Origin of the sequence: Streptomyces sp. 2A115, assembly GCF_052245575.1 — a bacterium.
GTDB lineage: Bacteria > Actinomycetota > Actinomycetes > Streptomycetales > Streptomycetaceae > Streptomyces.
Genome location: NZ_JBQQCG010000041.1, coordinates 46,225 through 62,321 on the forward strand (window position 1 = coordinate 46,225; position 16,097 = coordinate 62,321).

16 protein-coding genes are annotated in these 16,097 nt (G+C 70.6%); 7 read left to right on the forward strand and 9 right to left on the reverse strand.

Going from position 1 to position 16,097, the window contains the following annotated elements:
• Positions 1-15: 15 nt before the first annotated feature.
• Both ACTWQR_RS30710 and ACTWQR_RS30715 read right to left on the reverse strand, forming a co-directional pair.
• On the reverse strand, positions 16-1,506 hold the full coding sequence (locus ACTWQR_RS30710) for an aldehyde dehydrogenase family protein (RefSeq protein WP_443230461.1): 1,491 nt from the start codon (positions 1,504-1,506) through the stop codon (positions 16-18).
• Positions 1,507-1,637: 131 nt separating this feature from the next.
• Positions 1,638-2,780, reverse strand: coding sequence for an acyl-CoA dehydrogenase family protein (locus ACTWQR_RS30715; RefSeq protein ID WP_443230462.1), 1,143 nt, complete (start codon positions 2,778-2,780; stop codon positions 1,638-1,640).
• An 85-nt stretch (positions 2,781-2,865) separates the two neighbouring features.
• On the opposite strand from ACTWQR_RS30715, the gene ACTWQR_RS30720 reads away from it, so the two are divergent.
• From ACTWQR_RS30720 to ACTWQR_RS30750, 7 genes are all read left to right on the forward strand, one after another.
• Positions 2,866-3,621: an SDR family NAD(P)-dependent oxidoreductase gene (locus ACTWQR_RS30720; protein WP_443230463.1), complete on the forward strand. Its 756-nt coding sequence runs from the start codon at positions 2,866-2,868 to the stop codon at positions 3,619-3,621.
• A 10-nt stretch (positions 3,622-3,631) separates the two neighbouring features.
• A complete protein-coding gene (locus ACTWQR_RS30725; protein ID WP_443230464.1) occupies positions 3,632-4,402 on the forward strand; it encodes an enoyl-CoA hydratase/isomerase family protein in 771 nt (256 codons plus the stop codon).
• Positions 4,403-4,465: 63 nt separating this feature from the next.
• The gene (locus ACTWQR_RS30730; RefSeq protein WP_443230465.1) at positions 4,466-5,620 is read left to right on the forward strand and encodes a CaiB/BaiF CoA transferase family protein; all 1,155 of its coding nucleotides are present in this window, start codon (positions 4,466-4,468) and stop codon (positions 5,618-5,620) included.
• Positions 5,621-5,643: 23 nt separating this feature from the next.
• The gene (locus ACTWQR_RS30735) at positions 5,644-6,555 is read left to right on the forward strand and encodes an SDR family NAD(P)-dependent oxidoreductase (protein WP_443230466.1); all 912 of its coding nucleotides are present in this window, start codon (positions 5,644-5,646) and stop codon (positions 6,553-6,555) included.
• Positions 6,552-7,061, forward strand: coding sequence for a DoxX family protein (locus tag ACTWQR_RS30740; protein WP_443230467.1), 510 nt, complete (start codon positions 6,552-6,554; stop codon positions 7,059-7,061). The genes ACTWQR_RS30735 and ACTWQR_RS30740 overlap by 4 nt, the downstream gene beginning before the upstream one ends.
• Positions 7,062-7,091: 30 nt before the next feature.
• Positions 7,092-8,249: an acyl-CoA dehydrogenase family protein gene (locus ACTWQR_RS30745; RefSeq protein ID WP_443230468.1), complete on the forward strand. Its 1,158-nt coding sequence runs from the start codon at positions 7,092-7,094 to the stop codon at positions 8,247-8,249.
• 32 nt (positions 8,250-8,281) lie between these two features.
• Positions 8,282-9,172 (forward strand): class I SAM-dependent methyltransferase, encoded by an 891-nt coding sequence (locus ACTWQR_RS30750; RefSeq protein ID WP_443230469.1) that lies wholly within the window; start codon positions 8,282-8,284, stop codon positions 9,170-9,172.
• Here the strand turns inward: ACTWQR_RS30750 and ACTWQR_RS30755 are convergent.
• The 7 genes from ACTWQR_RS30755 to ACTWQR_RS30785 are packed head-to-tail and all read right to left on the reverse strand — an operon-like array spanning position 9,139 to position 16,089.
• Entirely contained in the window at positions 9,139-10,254 is a 1,116-nt protein-coding gene (locus tag ACTWQR_RS30755; RefSeq protein ID WP_443230470.1) for an acyl-CoA dehydrogenase family protein, read from the reverse strand. The genes ACTWQR_RS30750 and ACTWQR_RS30755 overlap by 34 nt on opposite strands.
• Complete coding sequence (locus ACTWQR_RS30760; RefSeq protein WP_443230471.1) at positions 10,251-11,495, reverse strand: acyl-CoA dehydrogenase family protein; 1,245 nt, start codon at positions 11,493-11,495, stop codon at positions 10,251-10,253. The genes ACTWQR_RS30755 and ACTWQR_RS30760 overlap by 4 nt, the downstream gene beginning before the upstream one ends.
• Positions 11,496-11,513: 18 nt before the next feature.
• The gene (locus ACTWQR_RS30765) at positions 11,514-12,662 is read right to left on the reverse strand and encodes a thiolase family protein (protein ID WP_443230472.1); all 1,149 of its coding nucleotides are present in this window, start codon (positions 12,660-12,662) and stop codon (positions 11,514-11,516) included.
• The gene (locus tag ACTWQR_RS30770; protein ID WP_443230473.1) at positions 12,659-13,120 is read right to left on the reverse strand and encodes a Zn-ribbon domain-containing OB-fold protein; all 462 of its coding nucleotides are present in this window, start codon (positions 13,118-13,120) and stop codon (positions 12,659-12,661) included. The genes ACTWQR_RS30765 and ACTWQR_RS30770 overlap by 4 nt, the downstream gene beginning before the upstream one ends.
• Position 13,121: 1 nt before the next feature.
• Positions 13,122-14,033 carry an SDR family oxidoreductase gene (locus ACTWQR_RS30775; protein ID WP_443230474.1) on the reverse strand — a complete coding sequence of 304 codons (912 nt, stop codon included), beginning with the start codon at positions 14,031-14,033 and terminating at the stop codon, positions 13,122-13,124.
• Between the two features lie 23 nt (positions 14,034-14,056).
• On the reverse strand, positions 14,057-14,767 hold the full coding sequence (locus tag ACTWQR_RS30780; protein ID WP_443230475.1) for a hypothetical protein: 711 nt from the start codon (positions 14,765-14,767) through the stop codon (positions 14,057-14,059).
• Positions 14,767-16,089, reverse strand: coding sequence for a phenylacetate--CoA ligase family protein (locus ACTWQR_RS30785; RefSeq protein WP_443230476.1), 1,323 nt, complete (start codon positions 16,087-16,089; stop codon positions 14,767-14,769). The genes ACTWQR_RS30780 and ACTWQR_RS30785 overlap by 1 nt, the downstream gene beginning before the upstream one ends.
• Positions 16,090-16,097: the final 8 nt, after the last annotated feature.

Below are 16,097 nucleotides of genomic sequence, written 5' to 3' on the forward strand. Positions count from 1 at the left end.
TGAGGTGGGGTGCCGTCAGACGCGGCCGATGCCCACGCCCTTGACGTTGATGAACTCGTCCAGACCGGCCTTGCCGCCTTCCCGCCCGAACCCGCTCATGCCGACACCACCGAACGGCGTGGCGGGCGAAGTGATCGGATTCGGCCCGGGGTTGACGTAGACCGTCCCGGCCTTCAGGCGCGGCACGAGGCGGTTGACGCGCGCGATGTCGCGGGACTGGATATAGGCGGACAGGCCGTAATCGGAGTCGTTGGCCAGGGCGACGGCCTCGTCCTCCGTGTCGAACGGGGTGATGGCCAGGACCGGGCCGAAAATCTCCTGCTGGGCGAGGTCGCTGCGGTTGTCGACGTCCGCGAAGACGGTCGGGGAGACGAAGTAGCCGTCGGAGTCGATGCGTTCGCCGCCGAACACGAGTCGGCCCGCACCGCCCTCGACCGCCTTGTCGATCATGCCCTGGACGCGGTCGCGCGCTGCTTCGCTGATGAGGGGTCCGATGTACGTCGTCGGGTCGAGCGGGTCGCCGACGGGCAGGTGGGCGACCACTCCGGCGACGCGCGCGACGACCTCGTCGTAGATCGGACGCTCGACCAGCAGCCGGGTGGGCAGCGCGCAGCCCTGGCCGGTGTTGCTCATGGCGAAGGCCGCGCAGTACGGCACCACGGTGTCCAGGTCGGTGTCCGCGAAGAGCAGGTTGGCGGACTTGCCGCCCAGCTCGAAGACGACGGGCTTGAGGCTCAGGGCCGCGTCCGCCATGATGCGGCGCGCGGTGGCGGGCCCGCCGGTGAAGGAGATCTTGTCGACGCCGGGGTGGGTGACCAGGGCCGATCCCGCGTCGCCGAGCCCGGTGACGACGTTGATGACGCCCTCCGGGATGCCCGCCTCGCGGGCCAGGTCGGCGAAGAGCAGCGCGGAGAACGGCGTGGACTCGGCCGGTTTGATGACCACGGTGTTCCCGGCGGCGAGTGACGGCGGGACCTTCATCGCGAGGGACAACGCGGGCGAGTTCCAGGTGATGATGTGGCCGATGACGCCGTACGGCTCGGCGATGGTGTACTCGACGTTCTCGTGCGGGCTGTAGGCCGCGCCGACCATGCCCTCGATCTTGTCGGCCCAGCCGGCGTAGTACTCGGTCCACTCGGCGACATGCGGTCCGACGTTCTCCGCCCAGCCGCCGATGCACACGCCGTTCTCCAGCGGACAGATGGCCGCGAAGTCGGCGATGTGGTCGCGGAGCAGCTGGGCGAAGCGGGTGAGCAGCCGTCGGCGCTCGGCGGGGCGCATGGTGCCCCACACTTCGAAGGCCTGGCGTGCGGCCGCCACTGCCCGGTCCACCTCGGCGGCCCCCGCGAGCGGGATGTGCGCCTGGACCAGGCCGGTCGCCGGGTTGCGGTGCTCGTAGACTCCGCCGCTCGTGTCGGTGACGTCCTTGCCGCCGATGACCAGCCGCGGCTGCGGCAGATCGTGTTCCGCTCTGTCCTGGTGCAGCTTCACATCGACCGTGACCACGGATGCCTCCTAGAAACCGTCTGGCGCCGTCCCGCGCGCATCCAGGTTAAATAGCTAACCTATTTAGCCAAGGTAGTCAATGCGTGGCACGCTCCTCGATTCGCCCGCTCGCACACCACAGACTCACCGGCTCACAGGCCGAGCGACCGCCCGATGATCTCCAGCATGATTTCCGACGTCCCGCCGAACACCCGCTGCACCCGGCTGTCCCGCCAGACGCGCGCGATCTCGTACTCGTTGACGTAGCCGTAGCCGCCGAAGAGCTGCATACAGCGGTCGATGACCTCCCAGCCGGTCTCCGAGGTCCAGTACTTGGCGGCCGCGGCCTCCTCGGGCGTCAGCTCGCCCTGAAAGAGGGCCATGATGCAGCCGTCGACGTAGACCCGGGCGGCGCTCAGCTTGGCCTTGATGTCGGCGAGCGCGAACCTGTTGGCCTGGAACTCCCCTATCGGCTGCCCGAAAGCCGTGCGGGTCTTGGCGTAGTCCAGTGCCAGCGCGTAGGCCCGCTCGGCCGCCGCCAACGAGGAGACGGCGATGGCGAGCCGCTCGGTCGGAAGGTTGCCCATCATGTGGTAGAAACCGCGCCCCTCCTGTCCGATGAGGTTCTCGGCGGGGACGCGGACCTCGTGGAAGAAGAGTTCGGCGGTGTCCTGGGCCTTCATCCCGACCTTGTCGAGCTTACGTCCGCGCTCGAAGCCCTCGGTGCCGCGCTCGACGACGATCAGGCTGATGCCCTTGTGCCCGGCCTCCGGGTCGGTCTTGCAGGCGACGATGACCAGGTCGGCCAGGATGCCGTTGGTGATGAAGGTCTTGGAGCCGTCGATCACCCACTTGTCGCCGTCCCGGCGGGCGGTGGTGCGGATGCCCTTGAGGTCTGAGCCGGCGGACGGCTCGGACAGCGCGAGCGCGCAGATCGTCTCGCCGCTGATCACTCCGGGCAGCCATCGGGCCTTCTGCTCCGGCGTGGTGAGACGCATCAGATAGGGCGGTATGACGTCGTTCTGCAGCCCGAGTCCGATGCCGACCGAGCTCGTGGCCGCCATTTCCTCCGCCATGATGGCGTTGTAGCGGAAGTCCCAGATTCCCTGGCCGCCGTACTCCTCGGGGAACTGCCAGCCGATGAGTCCGGCCTTGCCCGCGGCCGCCCACGCGGCGCGGCTCACCTGGCCGTCGCGTTCCCACTGCTCGGCGTACGGGGCGCATTCGCGCAGGTAGAAGGTGCGGGCGGTCTCGCGGAACAGCTCGTGCTCCTCGGTGAAGATCGTACGGCGCATGCTCGACTCCACTCACGCATCTCGCTTATTTAGCTGAAGTAGTTATACGATAGCGCTGTATCGGGATCTGGGCGAGGGAGGGCGCGTGAGCGTACGGGACAAGGTGGCGCTCGTCACCGGAGCGGGACGCGGCATCGGCGAGGCGATCGCCGACCGGCTCGCCGCCCACGGAGCCGCGGTGGCCGTCTGCGACCTGGACCCGGAGGCCGCCGGCAAGGTCGCCGCCCAGCTCGCGGAACGGTACGCGGTGCGGGCGACGGGGGTCGGCGCGGACATCTCCGACAGTGCGGCCGTACACACGGCCGTGGAGCGGGTGACCGCGGAACTCGGTCCGGTGGACATCCTGGTCAACAACGCGGCAATCGACGTCATCGGCCGCTTCGTCGACACGACCGAGGAGACCTGGGACCGGATCATCGCCGTCAACCTGCGCGGCACCATCACGATGACCCGGGCCACGCTGGACTCGATGATCGAGCGTGGCGGCGGCCGGGTCGTCCACATCGCCTCGGACGCCGGCCGGGTCGGCTCCTCCGGCGAGGTCGTGTACTCCGCGACGAAGGGCGGAGTCATCGCCTTCGGCAAGGCGCTGGCCCGCGAGGTCGCCCGGTACGGCATCACCGTGAACAGCGTCTGCCCGGGGCCGACCGACACCGCGCTGCTCGGGCAGGTCGCCGAGTACAGCCAGAAGATGTACGACGCGACCGTGCGGGCGATACCGCTGCGCCGCGTCGCCCAGCCCGCCGACATCGCCGGTGTGGTGGCCTTCCTCGCGTCCGACGACGCCGCCTACATGACCGGGCAGACGCTCTCGGTCAGCGGCGGCCTCACGATGGTCTGAGGTGAGCTGCGTGCTGCATGTCGAACTCCGGGACCGGATCGCCGTGTTGACCCTCGACCGGCCGGGGCAGCTCAACGCCATCGGCTCCGAGACCGTGGCGCGACTGAGACAAGCCCTCGCCGACATCCGCGACAACGACGACGTACGTGCCCTGGTCGTGACCGGCGCGGGACGGGCCTTCTCGGCCGGTGCCGACCTCGGTGAGATCGAGTCGTTCACGGCACCCGGGCAGTTCCGTGCTTTCGTGGGGCGCCTCACCGAGGCGTACGCGCTTCTGGAGGACTTCCCCAAGCCCTCGGTCGCGGCCATTCACGGGTTCGCTTTCGGCGGCGGTCTGGAGCTGGCCCTCGCCTGCGACCTGCGGGTGGCGGAGCGCGGCGCACGGCTCGGCCTGCCCGAGATGAAGCTCGGCGTGCTGCCGGGCGCGGGCGGCACCCAGCGGCTGCCGCGCCTCGTACCGCCGGCGATCGCGAAGCAGATGATCCTCACCGGCGAGCCGATCGGCGCGGAGCGGGCCCACGCGCTCGGGCTGGTCAACGAACTGGCCGAGCCCGGCGGCGCGCTCAAGGCCGCGGAGGAGTTGGCGGCGCGGCTTGCCGCCGGCGCTCCGCTGGCGCTCGCGGCGGGCAAGCGGCTCATCGACTACGGGCTCGGCATGGACCTGGAGGCGGCCATCGCGTACGAGCGCGAAACCGTCTCGGTGCTGTTCTGCACCGAGGACCGGGCCGAGGGACTCAAGGCCTTCCGGGAACGCCGACCGGGCGACTTCCGCGGCGTGTAGCAGGCGTACGGCAGGCGTGAAGCAGGCGTGTAGCAGGCGCCCCGACAGATCTGGAGGTGGACCGTGCGGCCACTCGAGGGCTATTCCGTCGTCGAGCTGGGCATGTGGGTGGCGGCACCGGCCGCGGCCACCATGCTCGCCGACTGGGGCGCGGACGTGGTGAAGGTGGAGGCGCCGACCGGCGACCCCAACCGCTACACGCTCAAGCACGTCGGCCAGGACATCGACAGCGCGCCCCCGTTCGAGACCGACAACCGCGGCAAGCGCGGGATCGTCCTCGACCTGCGCTCGGAGGAGGGCAAGGACGTACTGGAGCGGCTGCTGGAACGCGCCGACGTGTTCGTCACCAATCTCCGCCCGGGCGCTCTGGAGCGGCTGGGGCTGTCCCCGGACGCGCTGCGCACCCGCCATCCCCGCCTGGTCGTCGGCACGTTGACGGGCTACGGCTGGACGGGCGCCGAGCGCGACCGCGCCGGTTACGACGTCTCCGCGTTCTGGGCCCGGCCCGGCATCGCCGCCATGCTCAACCCGGCCGGAGAGCCGCCGCCCGGCATCCGGCCCGGCCTCGGCGACCGTACGGCCGCCGCCAACCTGGTGGCCGGCGTGCTGGCCGCGCTGCTGCGACGCGAACGCACCGGCGAGGGCGGCGTGGTGGACGTGTCCCTGCTCCGTTCCGGCACGTACGCCAACGGGAACGACCTCGCCCTGCAGAACTTCTTCGGCAAGCGTGGCCGTACCCGCCACCGTACCGAGCACGAGTCCCCGCTCTACAACTGCTACCGCGCCGCCGACGACCGCTGGTTCTGGCTGGTCGGCCTGGAGGGCAACCGGCACTGGCCCGGTGTCGTCAAGGCACTCGGCCGCGAGGACCTGGCGACGGACGAGCGGTTCGCGACCGGCAAGGCCCGGCGTAGCCACGTACGTGAGCTGATCGCCTTGTTCGACGAGGAGTTCGCCAAGCGGCCGCTGGACGACTGGGCGCAGCGGTTCGACGCCGAGGCCGTGTGGTGGGCGCCCGTGCAGACCCTGGCGGAGGTGTCGGCCGATCCGCAGGCGGAGGCGGTCGGGGCGTTCGTCGAACAGCCCGGTATGGGCGAGGCTCCGCCGCTGAGGACCGTGGCGACGCCCGTCAGCTTCTGGGGAGTCGACGAGAAACCGCGCGGCGGGGCGCCGACGCTGGGCGAGCACACCGACGAAGTACTCCGCGAACTCAACTGAACCCATACATCTGGAGGTACGGCGTGGGCATCCTCGACGACAAGGTCGCCATCGTCACCGGCGGTGGCAGAGGGCTGGGCCGGGCGCACTGCCTGGCGCTCGCTGAGGCCGGCGCGACCGTGGTGGTGAACGACCTCGGCTCCGGCATACACGGAGAACAGACCGGCGACTCCCCCGCCGACGAGGTCGTCGCCGAGATCACCAAGCTCGGCGGCCGGGCGATCGCCAACCACTCCTCGGTGACCGACTGGGCGGCGACCGAGACCATGGTCGCGGACACCGTCGCGGAGTTCGGCCGCCTCGACATCGTGGTGAACAACGCGGGGATCGTACGCGACCGCATGCTGTTCTCGATGACCGAGGCCGAGTTCGACACCGTCATCGCCGTCCATCTCAAGGGCACCTTCGCGTTGACCCGGCACGCGTGCGCGTACTGGCGCGAGGCGTCGAAGCGGGGCGAGCGGGTCGCGGGCCGGGTGATCAACACGACGTCCGGGACCGGACTGTTCGGCAATCAGGGGCAGTCCAACTACGGGGCCGCGAAGGCCGGGATAGCCGGGCTCACCGTCCTCACAGCCCTGGAGATGCGCCGGTACGGCGTCACCGCGAACGCCATCTCGCCGATCGCGGCCACGCGGATGACGGACGGACTGGCCGTCGGCGAGTCCCTCCAGGCCGTCGACGGCTTCGACCCGCGCGATCCCGCCAACGCCTCCGGTGTCGTCGTCTACCTGGCCTCCGACAGCGCGGCCTGGCTGACCGGCCAGGTCCTGCGCATCGAGGGCAACAGGCTGAACCGGCTGCAGGGCTGGACCGTCGCAGGCGTCCATCCCAGCCAGTCCGGACAGGCCCTCACCTACAACGAACTCATCGACGCCGTACCGCAGTTGTACGGCGTCGTTCCGGCGGGCCGGGCGACGGGAGTCGGCCAGTGAAGGGCCACGACGCAGCCGCCCTCGTCCTCCGCGCGACCCTCGGCCCGATGCTCTTCGCGCACGGCTGGAACAAGGTCGCAGGGCCGGGCGGACTCAAGGGCACGACGGGATGGTTCGAGGCACTCGGTCTGCAGCCCGCAGAGGCGCACGCCCGCATGGCGGCCGGGACCGAGATGGCGGCAGGCCTGGGCATCACCCTGGGCGCGGCCAACCCCCTCCCGGCGGCGGCCGTCGGCCTGATGACCGTGGCAGCTCGCACCGACCACCGCGGCAAGGGCTTCTTCGTCTTCAAGGGCGGCTGGGAGTACGTCGGTGTCGTGGGCGGCGCGGCCGTCGCGCTGGCCGCGCTGGGCAACGGCAAGTACTCGCTCGACGGGCTGATGCGACGCCAACGCGCAGGAGCGGGGCCCGCGTTGCTGGCCGCGGGAATCGGCACGGCGAGCGCGGCGGCGCTGCTCGCCGTGTGCTACCGGCCTGCCGAGAAGCCTGACGAGACAGATCAATGAGACCGATGAGGGCAACAAGGGAGAGTCGACATGGACGCGGCTGACTTCAGCGCGGTGCTGTCCGAGGTCCGGCGTTTCGTCCGGGAACGCGTCGTGCCGCTCGAGGCGGAGATCGACGAGAAGGACGAGATGCCCGCGGACATCCGCGAGGCGGCCAAGAAGATGGGCCTCTTCGGCTTCGCGCTGCCCGAGGAGTACGGCGGGCTGGGTCTGTCGATGTACGAGGAGGCCCAGCTGATGTTCGAGCTGGGCTACACGACCCCGTCGCTGCGTTCGATGTTCGGCACCAACAACGGCATCGCGGGTCATGTCCTCATGGTGGGCGGCACCGAGGAGCAGAAGGCGGAGTGGCTGCCGAGGATCGCCTCGGGTGACGTCCTGGCGTCGTTCGCGCTCACCGAGCCCGAGGCCGGCTCCGACCCGTCGACACTCACCACGCGCGCCCACCTGGACGGCGACACGTGGGTGATCAACGGCGCCAAGCGGTACATCACCAACGCCCCGCTCGCCGACGTCTTCATGGTCTTCGCCCGCACCGACCCCGACGCCCCGCGCACCCGAGGCATCTCCACCTTCCTGGTCCCGGCCGGCACCCCGGGCCTCACCGTGGCGCCCAAGGACCACAAGATGGGCCAGCTCGGCGCGTGGACCGCTGACGTGCACTTCGACGACGTACGCGTACCGGCCTCCGCCCTCGTCGGCGGCGAGGACGGCCTGAACCGGGGCTTCGCCACGGCCATGGGCTGCATCGCGCACGGCCGCGTGCACATCTCGGCGCTGTGCGTGGGCATGGCCCAGCGCCTGGTCGACGAGTCGGTCGAGTACGCCCGCACCCGCCGTCAGTCCGGCAAGCTCATCGGCTCCTTCCAGCTCGTCCAGGGCCTGATCGCCGACTCGATGACCGACTACTACGCCGGACGCGCCACGGTTCTGGAGGCCGCCCGCGCCTTCGACGCCGGCACCGACACCAAGATCGGCCCCTCCTGCACGAAGTACTTCGCCAGCGAGATGGTGTGGCGGGTCGCGGACCGCGCGGTACAGATCCACGGCGGCGCGGGCTATATGCGCGGGGTCGCCGTCGAGCGCTTCTACCGCGACGCCCGCCTTTTCCGCATCTACGAGGGCACCAGCCAGATCCAGCAAGTGATCATCGCCAAGGCGCTGCTCGGTGAGGCCGCTCGGGGCTGAACCCGCCCGACGAGGTGTGTCATTCTCGGCGCATGACCGACACCATGCCGAGCGACGAAGACGGCCTCGCGCTGAATCGTGCGCTGTGGGACCAGCGTGCCCGCATCCACGGTTCGACTCCCACGGACCGGTTCTACGACGTCGATTCCTTCCTCGCCGGGCGCCAGACGCTCTATGCCATCGAGCGTGAGCTTGCGGGTGACGTGACCGGGAAGGATCTGCTCCACCTGCAGTGCCACTTCGGAATGGACACACTGAACTGGGCTCGTCTGGGTGCCCGGGTCACCGGCGTCGACTTCTCATCGGCGGCGATCGACAGGGCTCGGCTGCTTGCCGAACGAGCCGGTCTCGAGGCCACCTTCGTCGAGGCCGACACCCAGCGGCTGCCTGCGCATCTGGCAGGCCGCTTCGACCTGGTCGTCGCCACGTACGGGGTGCTGTGCTGGGTCGCCGACGTCAAGGCCTGGATGCGAGGTGCGGCCATGGTGCTGAAGCCGGGCGGGAGCCTGGTGCTGGTGGACATGCATCCGGCGTTCCAGACGGTCGCCGCCCTCGATCCACTGGTCGTCGACTGGCCCTACGGCGGGGGCGAGCCGCAGCGCGAGACGGAAACCGGAACCTACGCCGATCCCGGCCTGACGACGCCGGCCCAGGAGACCGTCCAGTACCCGTACTCGATCGGTGAGATCGTCACCGCTGCCGCGGAAGCGGGCCTCGTCACGAAGCACCTGGGCGAACACATCGCCACCGAGATCGACCCCCGCGGCTTCCTCCGCCAGGGCGAAGACGGCCCGTACAGGCTCCCCTTCGGGCACTCCCACCTGCCGATCCTGTACTCGCTCCGCGCGCAATCGCCCGCCCCGGCCCGGTCCCAGGCCCTGCGCTCGGGTCAGATACCGAGCCGGTCCAACAGCCGCTCGTGATACACGGCCGGCCCGCCGAAGAGCAGCTGCGAGGACTTGGCCCGCCGGAAGTACAGGTGGGCCGGATGCTCCCAGGTGAAGCCGATGCCGCCGTGGACCTGGATGTTCTCCATGGCCGCGAACATGTACGCCCGTGAGCAGCACGCGTGCGCCACGGCCGCCGCGACCGGGAAGTCCGCGGGGTCCTCGGCGGCCAGCCGGGCCGCCTCCCGGGAAGAGGCCTCGGCCAGTTCCACCTGGACGAGCATGTCCGCGCACTTGTGCTTGACGGCTTGGAAGGAGCCGATCGGCCGGCCGAACTGATGCCGGGTACGGGCGTATTCGGCGCTCATCTCCAGGCACCTGCGCGCCCCGCCCGCCTGCTCGGCGGCCAGCGCGACCGTGGCGATGTCCAGGACCTTGGCCATGATGCGGCCGCCCGCCCCGTCCGCGCCGATGCGCGTCGCGGGCATGGCGTCGAAGGTCAGCCGGGCCATCGACCGGGTGGCGTCCAGGGTCTCCATCGGCTCGACCGCCAACCCCGTCGCCTGCAGGTCGACGGCGAAGAGCGAGGGGCCGGCGACGGTACGGGCGACGACGAGCAGCAGATCGGCCGTCGTACCGTCGATGACGAAGCACTTGCGGCCGCTCAGCTTCCAGCCGCCGTCTCCGTCCGGCACGGCGCGCGCGGAGATCAGGGCGGCGTCCCAGAAGCCGCTGTCCTCGGCGACGGCGAGGGTGGCCGTGGTGCGACCGGCGGCGATGCCGGGGAGGTGGCGTGCACAGGCTTCCCGGTCCCCGGAGGCGAGCAGTGCCTGGGCCGCGAGTACGACCGTGGCGAAGAAGGGGGCGCACAGCAGGGCGCGGCCCATCTCCTCCAGTACGACGCCGAGTTCGACCATTCCGAAGCCGTCGCCGCCGTATTCCTCGGGGATGGCCAGGCCCGGCAGCCGTAGCTGGTCGACCGCCTGCGCCCATACCGCGGGATCGAAGCGCGGTTCGCTCTCCATGAGCTTGCGCACGGCTTCCTCAGGCGACTTGGCCTCCAGGAACTGCCGTACGGAGGCCCGCAGTTCCCGCAGTTCGCTCTCTTCGGCGGTCACGACCGCACCTCCTTGGCAGCGGTGGCCACCGGTTCCTTGGGCAGCCCGAGGACACGTTCCGCGAGGATGTTCTTCATGATCTCCTCGGTCCCGCCGAGGATGCGCAACGCCGGGGTGGCGAGGAGCAGTTCGGTCCAGGCGTACGTGCCCCACTGTCCGGTGTCGGCGATCGCGCGCGGGCCGAGGGCGTCCGCGATGAAGTGGGCGGCCCGGGTGAGGTTCTGACCGTACATCAGCTTCGAGACGGACATCTCGGGTCCCGGTGCGACCCCGCTGCGGAGCTTGCGCAGGGCCCGGGTGTTGAGGTGTTCGGTGGCCATCGTGTCCACCAGGAGTTCGGCGAGGCGGGCGCGCAGGGCGCGGTCGTCCCAGGTCCAGGTGGCGCGCATCAGCGCGGAGAGCCGGTCCGGGGACAGGGCTGCGGCCACCGGGCCGGCGCCCTCGCTGCCGACCGTCGCGCGCTCGTTCATCAGGGTGGTCAGGGCGACGGTCCAGCCGCCGTCGACCTCGCCGAGGCGGTGGTCGTCGGGGATGCGTACGTCGGTGAGGAAGACCTCGTTGAAGTCGGCGCCGCCGGTCATCTGCCGCAGCGGCCGTACCTCGACGCCGAGGGCGTCCATGGGGACCAGGAAGGCCGTGATGCCACGGTGCTTGGGGGCGTCCGGGTTCGTGCGGGTGAGGGCGAGGCCGATCTGGCTGTGCTGGGCGACCGAGGTCCACACTTTTTGCCCGTTCAGCACCCAGTCCCCGCCCGCGCGGACGGCTCGGGTCGCCACGCTCGCCAGGTCGGATCCCGCGCCGGGCTCGCTGAACAGCTGGCAGGCGATGGCGTCCCCGCGGTACATCGCGGGCAGCCAGCGGTCCTTGATGTGCGGTTGGGCGTGGGCGAGGATCGTCGGTCCGATCATGCCCAGGCCGATCACGCCGAGCACGCCGGTGTCGGCGACGTCGTACTCGGACTCGATGGCGTCGTAGAGCAGGTCGTGGACGGGCGTCAGGCCCCGGCCGCCGTACTCCACCGGTCCGGTGATCCAGCCGAAGCCGTTCTCGTGGCGGATCCGCTGCCACTCCCGCGCCCGCTGTACGTGCTCCCGATCCTCCTCGGGCGGGAGGCTGCTGAAGTACGCCATCGAGTCGTTGCCCTCGCCCCAGGTGAAGGCGGCGCGGTCGGGGGCCTTCGCCACATGCGCGTCGAGGAAGCGGCGCACATCGGCGGCGAAGTCCTGCATGTCCTGTTCCATCGCGTGTTCGCTCCGCTGTCAGGTGGAGAGGATCGTCACCGCCGACGCGCCGGGCGCGCCGTACAGGTGGGTGAAGCCGACGCGCGGCGTACCGGGGATCTGGCGCATGCCCGCCGTACCGCGCAGTTGGAGGACGATCTCGTGGATCTGGCGCAGCCCGGACGCCCCGATCGGTTCCCCGTTGCCGAGCAGTCCGCCGTCGGTGTTGACCGGGAGCCGGCCACCGATCTCGGTGGCGCCCTCGGCGATGAGGCGTTCCTGCTCGCCGTCCTTGCAGAGGCCGTTCTCCGCCATGTGGATGATCTCCGAGCCGGCGTCGGTGTCCTGGAGCTGGGCAACGTCCACGTCCTCGGGGCCGATGCCCGCGAGCTCGTACGCCGCCCGGGAGGCGTCCACGGTCGGGCTCTCGACGGACTCTCCGACGGGGAACGACGGGCTCTGCACCTCGAAGGCGCCGAGCCTGCGGCTGCGCAGGGCGGTGGCTCGGACCCGCACGGGGGTGGACGTGTACTTGTGGGCCTGGTCGGCCCGGCACATCACGACGGCCGCGGCGCCCTCGTTCGGGCCGCAGTACATGAACTGGCGCAGGGGGTAGTTGAGGACCGGAGAGGCGAGGACCTCCTCGGGCGACAGGGGCGTACGGCGCCAGGCCTTCTCGTTTCCGGCCGCGTTGCGGAAGTTCTTGGAGGCCACGCGCGCGAGCGTCTCGTGGGAGATGCCGTGCTCGTGCATATAGCGGTTGATCTTCATGCCGAAGAAGTGGGTGGTGAGGAAGAGCCCGGTCTGCCCGTACCAGGAGGGGATGCCGGCCACGGACGGGTCGGCGGCGAACGCGCCGCGCGGGTGCTTGTCGAGGCCGATCGCGATGGCCAGGTCGTGCTCGCCGGTCTCGATCGCGCGGGCGGCCAGCGCCACCGCCGTACCGGCCGTGGCGCAGCCGTTGAACACCCCGCGCAGCGGCACTCCGGTCAGGCCGAGCCGACCGACGATCGCGTCCGGGTTGGCGACCTCGTAGCTGCCGATGTACCCGCCCTGGATCTGCGGCCAGGTCACGCCCGCGTCGGCGAGCGCCAGCCGTACGGCGTGCGCGCCCATGTCCAGCGCGGGTTTTCCGGAGAACCGGCCGAAGGGGTGGAGCCCCACGCCGATGATGACGGCCTCGGTCACGGTGTCTCCTCCTCGGACGGGGCGGACTCTTCGGCGGGGGCGAACGCGAACGTCATGACCTCGGTGCCGTCGTCCTGCACGGTGTAGGGCACCAGCGTCAGCCGCATGTCCTGCCCGATCCGCAGCTTCTCCGGGTCGGGTTCGGTGAGGCGGGCCTCGACCAGCAGCTCGCCGGGGAGTTCGATGTACCCGACGGCGTAGGGCTCGAAGGCCTCCGGGCCGTCGTACGGCGGGGACGGCGGGCGGAAGTCCTGGGTCGTGTAAGTCCACAGCGTGCCGCGGTCCGCCAGCAGGCGTTCCTTCGACTCCGTGCTCGCGCACCGGACGCAGTCCGAGGCCGCCGGGAAACTCACCAGGCCGCACACCGTGCACTCGGAACCGATCAACCGAAGAGGTGCGGCGGCGGGCGGCCAGGTGAACAGGCCCTCGGCGACCGGCCGTTGTTGTGTCGTCGTCATCTCAGGCCCCGTTCCGGTTGCCGAGGGCGTCGGCGTTCGGAGCCGCCTTGGCCACCAGGTTGGGGACGACGGAGGACAGCTCTTCCGGCGTCCAGCGAGTGTCGGCGCTCGCGCCGGGGCCGTTGACCCAGCCCTCCAGGACTGTGATGCGGTTGCCGACGACGCCGAACACCCGGCCGGTGACCTCGCGCGACGCCGCCGAGCCCAGCCACACCACCAGCGGCGAGATCGCCTCAGGGGTCAGGTCCTGACTCTCGGCGGCCTGCTTCATCATCTCGATGTCCTCGGTCAGCCGGGTCAGCGCGGTGGGCGCGATGGCGTTCACCGTCACGCCGTAGCGGGCGAGTTCGGCGGCGGCGATGAGGGTGAGGCTGGCGATGCCGGCCTTGGCGGAGCCGTAGTTCGACTGGCCGGGGTTGCCGAAGATGCCGGACGGTGAGGTCGTGTTGATCAGGCGGGCGTCGTTGTCCTGGCCGGACTTGGCGCGCTCGCGCCAGTACGCGGCCGCGTGGTGCAGGGTGGCGAAGCTGCCCTTGAGATGGACGGCGAGCACGCTGTCCCAGTCCCGCTCGGTCATCGACACGATCATCCGATCGCGCAGGATGCCGGCGTTGTTGACCAGAACATCCAGACCGCCGTAGGTGTCCACTGCCTGCCGGACGAGGTGGCCCGCGCCCTCCCAGGTGGAGATGTCGTCCGTGTTGGCCACCGCTTCGCCGCCGGCCGCGACGATCTCGTCGACCACGGTCTGGGCGGGCCCGGCCGAGGAACCGGCCCCGTCACGTGAGCCGCCCAAGTCGTTGACCACGACCTTCGCGCCCTGCGCGGCGAACGCCAGGGCGTGCGCCCTGCCGATCCCGTTGCCGGCGCCGGTGACGACCACGACCCGGCCGTCGACCACTCCTTCAGACATGCTCAACTCCTCTATGGGGAAAGTCAGTTGGCCTCGGCGAGCAGGACCCGCGGGTTCTCGCTGCCGCAGCCGCACCGGCCGGTGACGACACGGCCCGCGATGCCGAGCGGTGTCTCGGGCAGCGGCGACGCGCGCCCCTCCCCCGCCGCCACGGTCAGCTGTCCGTCCCGCTCGCCGAACCGCCATTCGGCGGCGTTGACGTGCGCACCGCTCCGCTCCGGGCACTCCAGCGCGAGAGCCGGTCCCACGGCCGAGATCACGGAGGCGGTCACCCCCACTCCGCGCAGCAGCGGCACGGCGGCCGGCCGCGCCAGCACGACGGGCGTGGACCGGAACATCTCGCCGATGTCGGCCATGCCGGCGAGCCCCTCCAGGGTCTCCGCCGACAGGCCGATCACCGCGTGCGGGGTCAGCTCGCGGTGGAAGACCGCGGTGCGGCGGTGGTCCCAGCCCATCGCCTCGGCGATGCCGTACGGCACCTTCAATGTGCGCAGGGCGCCGATCACCGCGTGGCCCCAGAAGCCCTCGAAGCCGGAGGCGGTCAGCAGGGCCCGCTGCCCGGCGGCGAGGCCGTGTTCCCGCAGCCGTTCGGCGGCCCAGTCGGTGTCGCGGGCGAGTTCCGCCCAGGTCAGCCCCAAGTCCTGCATGCCGTCGGCGGTGGGGAAACGCATGAGGTAGGCGAGTTCGGGGCGGTCGAGTTTCCTGGCCCGGGCCAGGGTGTCGGCGCGGGCCATCAGTGCTTCACCACCCGGGGGAACTTGGCGACGCTGGTCATGGTCTTCAACAGGTCCTCCTCGGTGCGCATGTCGAGCACCGGCTTGACTCCGGTCCGCTCGCGCACGGCCTCGCTCAGGCGCCCGGCCAGGGCGTCGACGTCGCCGGTGAGATGGGGGTCGTAGCCGACGCGCAGCCGAAGTTCGTCGACCTCGCGCCGGTCCCGGACGATCTGGAAGACCCCCGCGACGGTCTCCGGCTGGTCCTCCACCGCCTGCCAGACATCCCGCAGGACCACGGAGCGCCCCTGTACCACCGTCTCGTCGCCGCGCCGCCCGGCCACCCACATGCGCGCGTGGGTGCGGCCGCAGCCGCAGGTGTCGCGGGAGAGGCGGACGAGGTCCTCGCTGCGGTAACGGATCAGCGGCGCGGCCCGGTTGTCCAGGTCGGTGGCGACCAGTTCGCCGAGATCGCTCTCCGCCACGTCGCGCCATCCTTGGCCCTCGACCTCGACGCACTCCGCGAAGACGGTGTCCTCCCAGAGGTGGAAGCCGTCGTGCTCGCCGCACTCCCAGGCGGTGCCTGTGTCGGCCGCGCTGGTGTACTCGTAGACGTCGATGCCCCAGTCGTCACGGATCCGCTCGCGCATCTTCCGGCTGAGGGGCTGCCCGGCGCAGGAGGCCCCCTTGAGGGAGGAGAAAGCCTCCTTCAGATCCGTCTTCTCGGCCAGGTGCTCCAGCTCCACCATCTGCGGATACATCATCTGCAGATAGGCGGGGCGGTAGGTGCGCAGGGCCTCGACGACCTCGGGCATGTTCCCCATCCAGGTGTCCACCTCGATGACCACCGCGCCCAGCGCCTGGAAGCCGGCGTCCATGAAGTTGCGGAAGGTGCCGGGCGGGCTCAGCACCCGGTCTCCGGGCCGAAGGCCCAGCTCCCACAGGTCACGTACCTGCGCGGTCACCAGGGGCGGCGCGTCCTGCCAGATCTCGGCGAAGAACTCCGGGTCACCGGTGGTGCCCGAACTGGAGGAGACCGAGGTCAGCTCCTCGACCGGGACGCAGAGCAGGCCGGCGAAGGGATCGCCGGTGCGGGTCCGGTAGGAGCGAATCATGTCCTTGGTGATGAACGGAATCCGTGCCCGGAAGTCCTCCAGGGACCGGATGTCGCGCGGGTGCACCCCGTGCTCGTCCCAGAGCTCGCGGTAGAAGTCCGAGTTGCCATAGGCGTACTGGACGAGCTCCAGAACCCGTTCCTCCTGCCCCGCGCGCAGCTCCTCGCGGGGCATGGTCTCCACCCGGGGCTCGAAGTACCTGTCAGCGGTGTCCCTGTCACCGACCATGGCGCCTC

Bases quoted from the DNA above. Each gene is read 5' to 3' on its own strand.
- ACTWQR_RS30715 (WP_443230462.1), bottom strand. From the start codon at position 2,780: ATGCGCCGTACGATCTTCACCGAGGAGCACGAGCTGTTCCGCGAGACC.
- ACTWQR_RS30745 (WP_443230468.1), top strand. From the start codon at position 7,092: ATGGACGCGGCTGACTTCAGCGCGGTGCTGTCCGAGGTCCGGCGTTTC.
- ACTWQR_RS30780 (WP_443230475.1), bottom strand. From the start codon at position 14,767: ATGGCCCGCGCCGACACCCTGGCCCGGGCCAGGAAACTCGACCGCCCC.
- ACTWQR_RS30750 (WP_443230469.1), top strand. From the start codon at position 8,282: ATGACCGACACCATGCCGAGCGACGAAGACGGCCTCGCGCTGAATCGT.
- ACTWQR_RS30770 (WP_443230473.1), bottom strand. From the start codon at position 13,120: ATGACGACGACACAACAACGGCCGGTCGCCGAGGGCCTGTTCACCTGG.
- ACTWQR_RS30775 (WP_443230474.1), bottom strand. From the start codon at position 14,033: ATGTCTGAAGGAGTGGTCGACGGCCGGGTCGTGGTCGTCACCGGCGCC.
- ACTWQR_RS30785 (WP_443230476.1), bottom strand. From the start codon at position 16,089: ATGGTCGGTGACAGGGACACCGCTGACAGGTACTTCGAGCCCCGGGTG.
- ACTWQR_RS30760 (WP_443230471.1), bottom strand. From the start codon at position 11,495: ATGGAACAGGACATGCAGGACTTCGCCGCCGATGTGCGCCGCTTCCTC.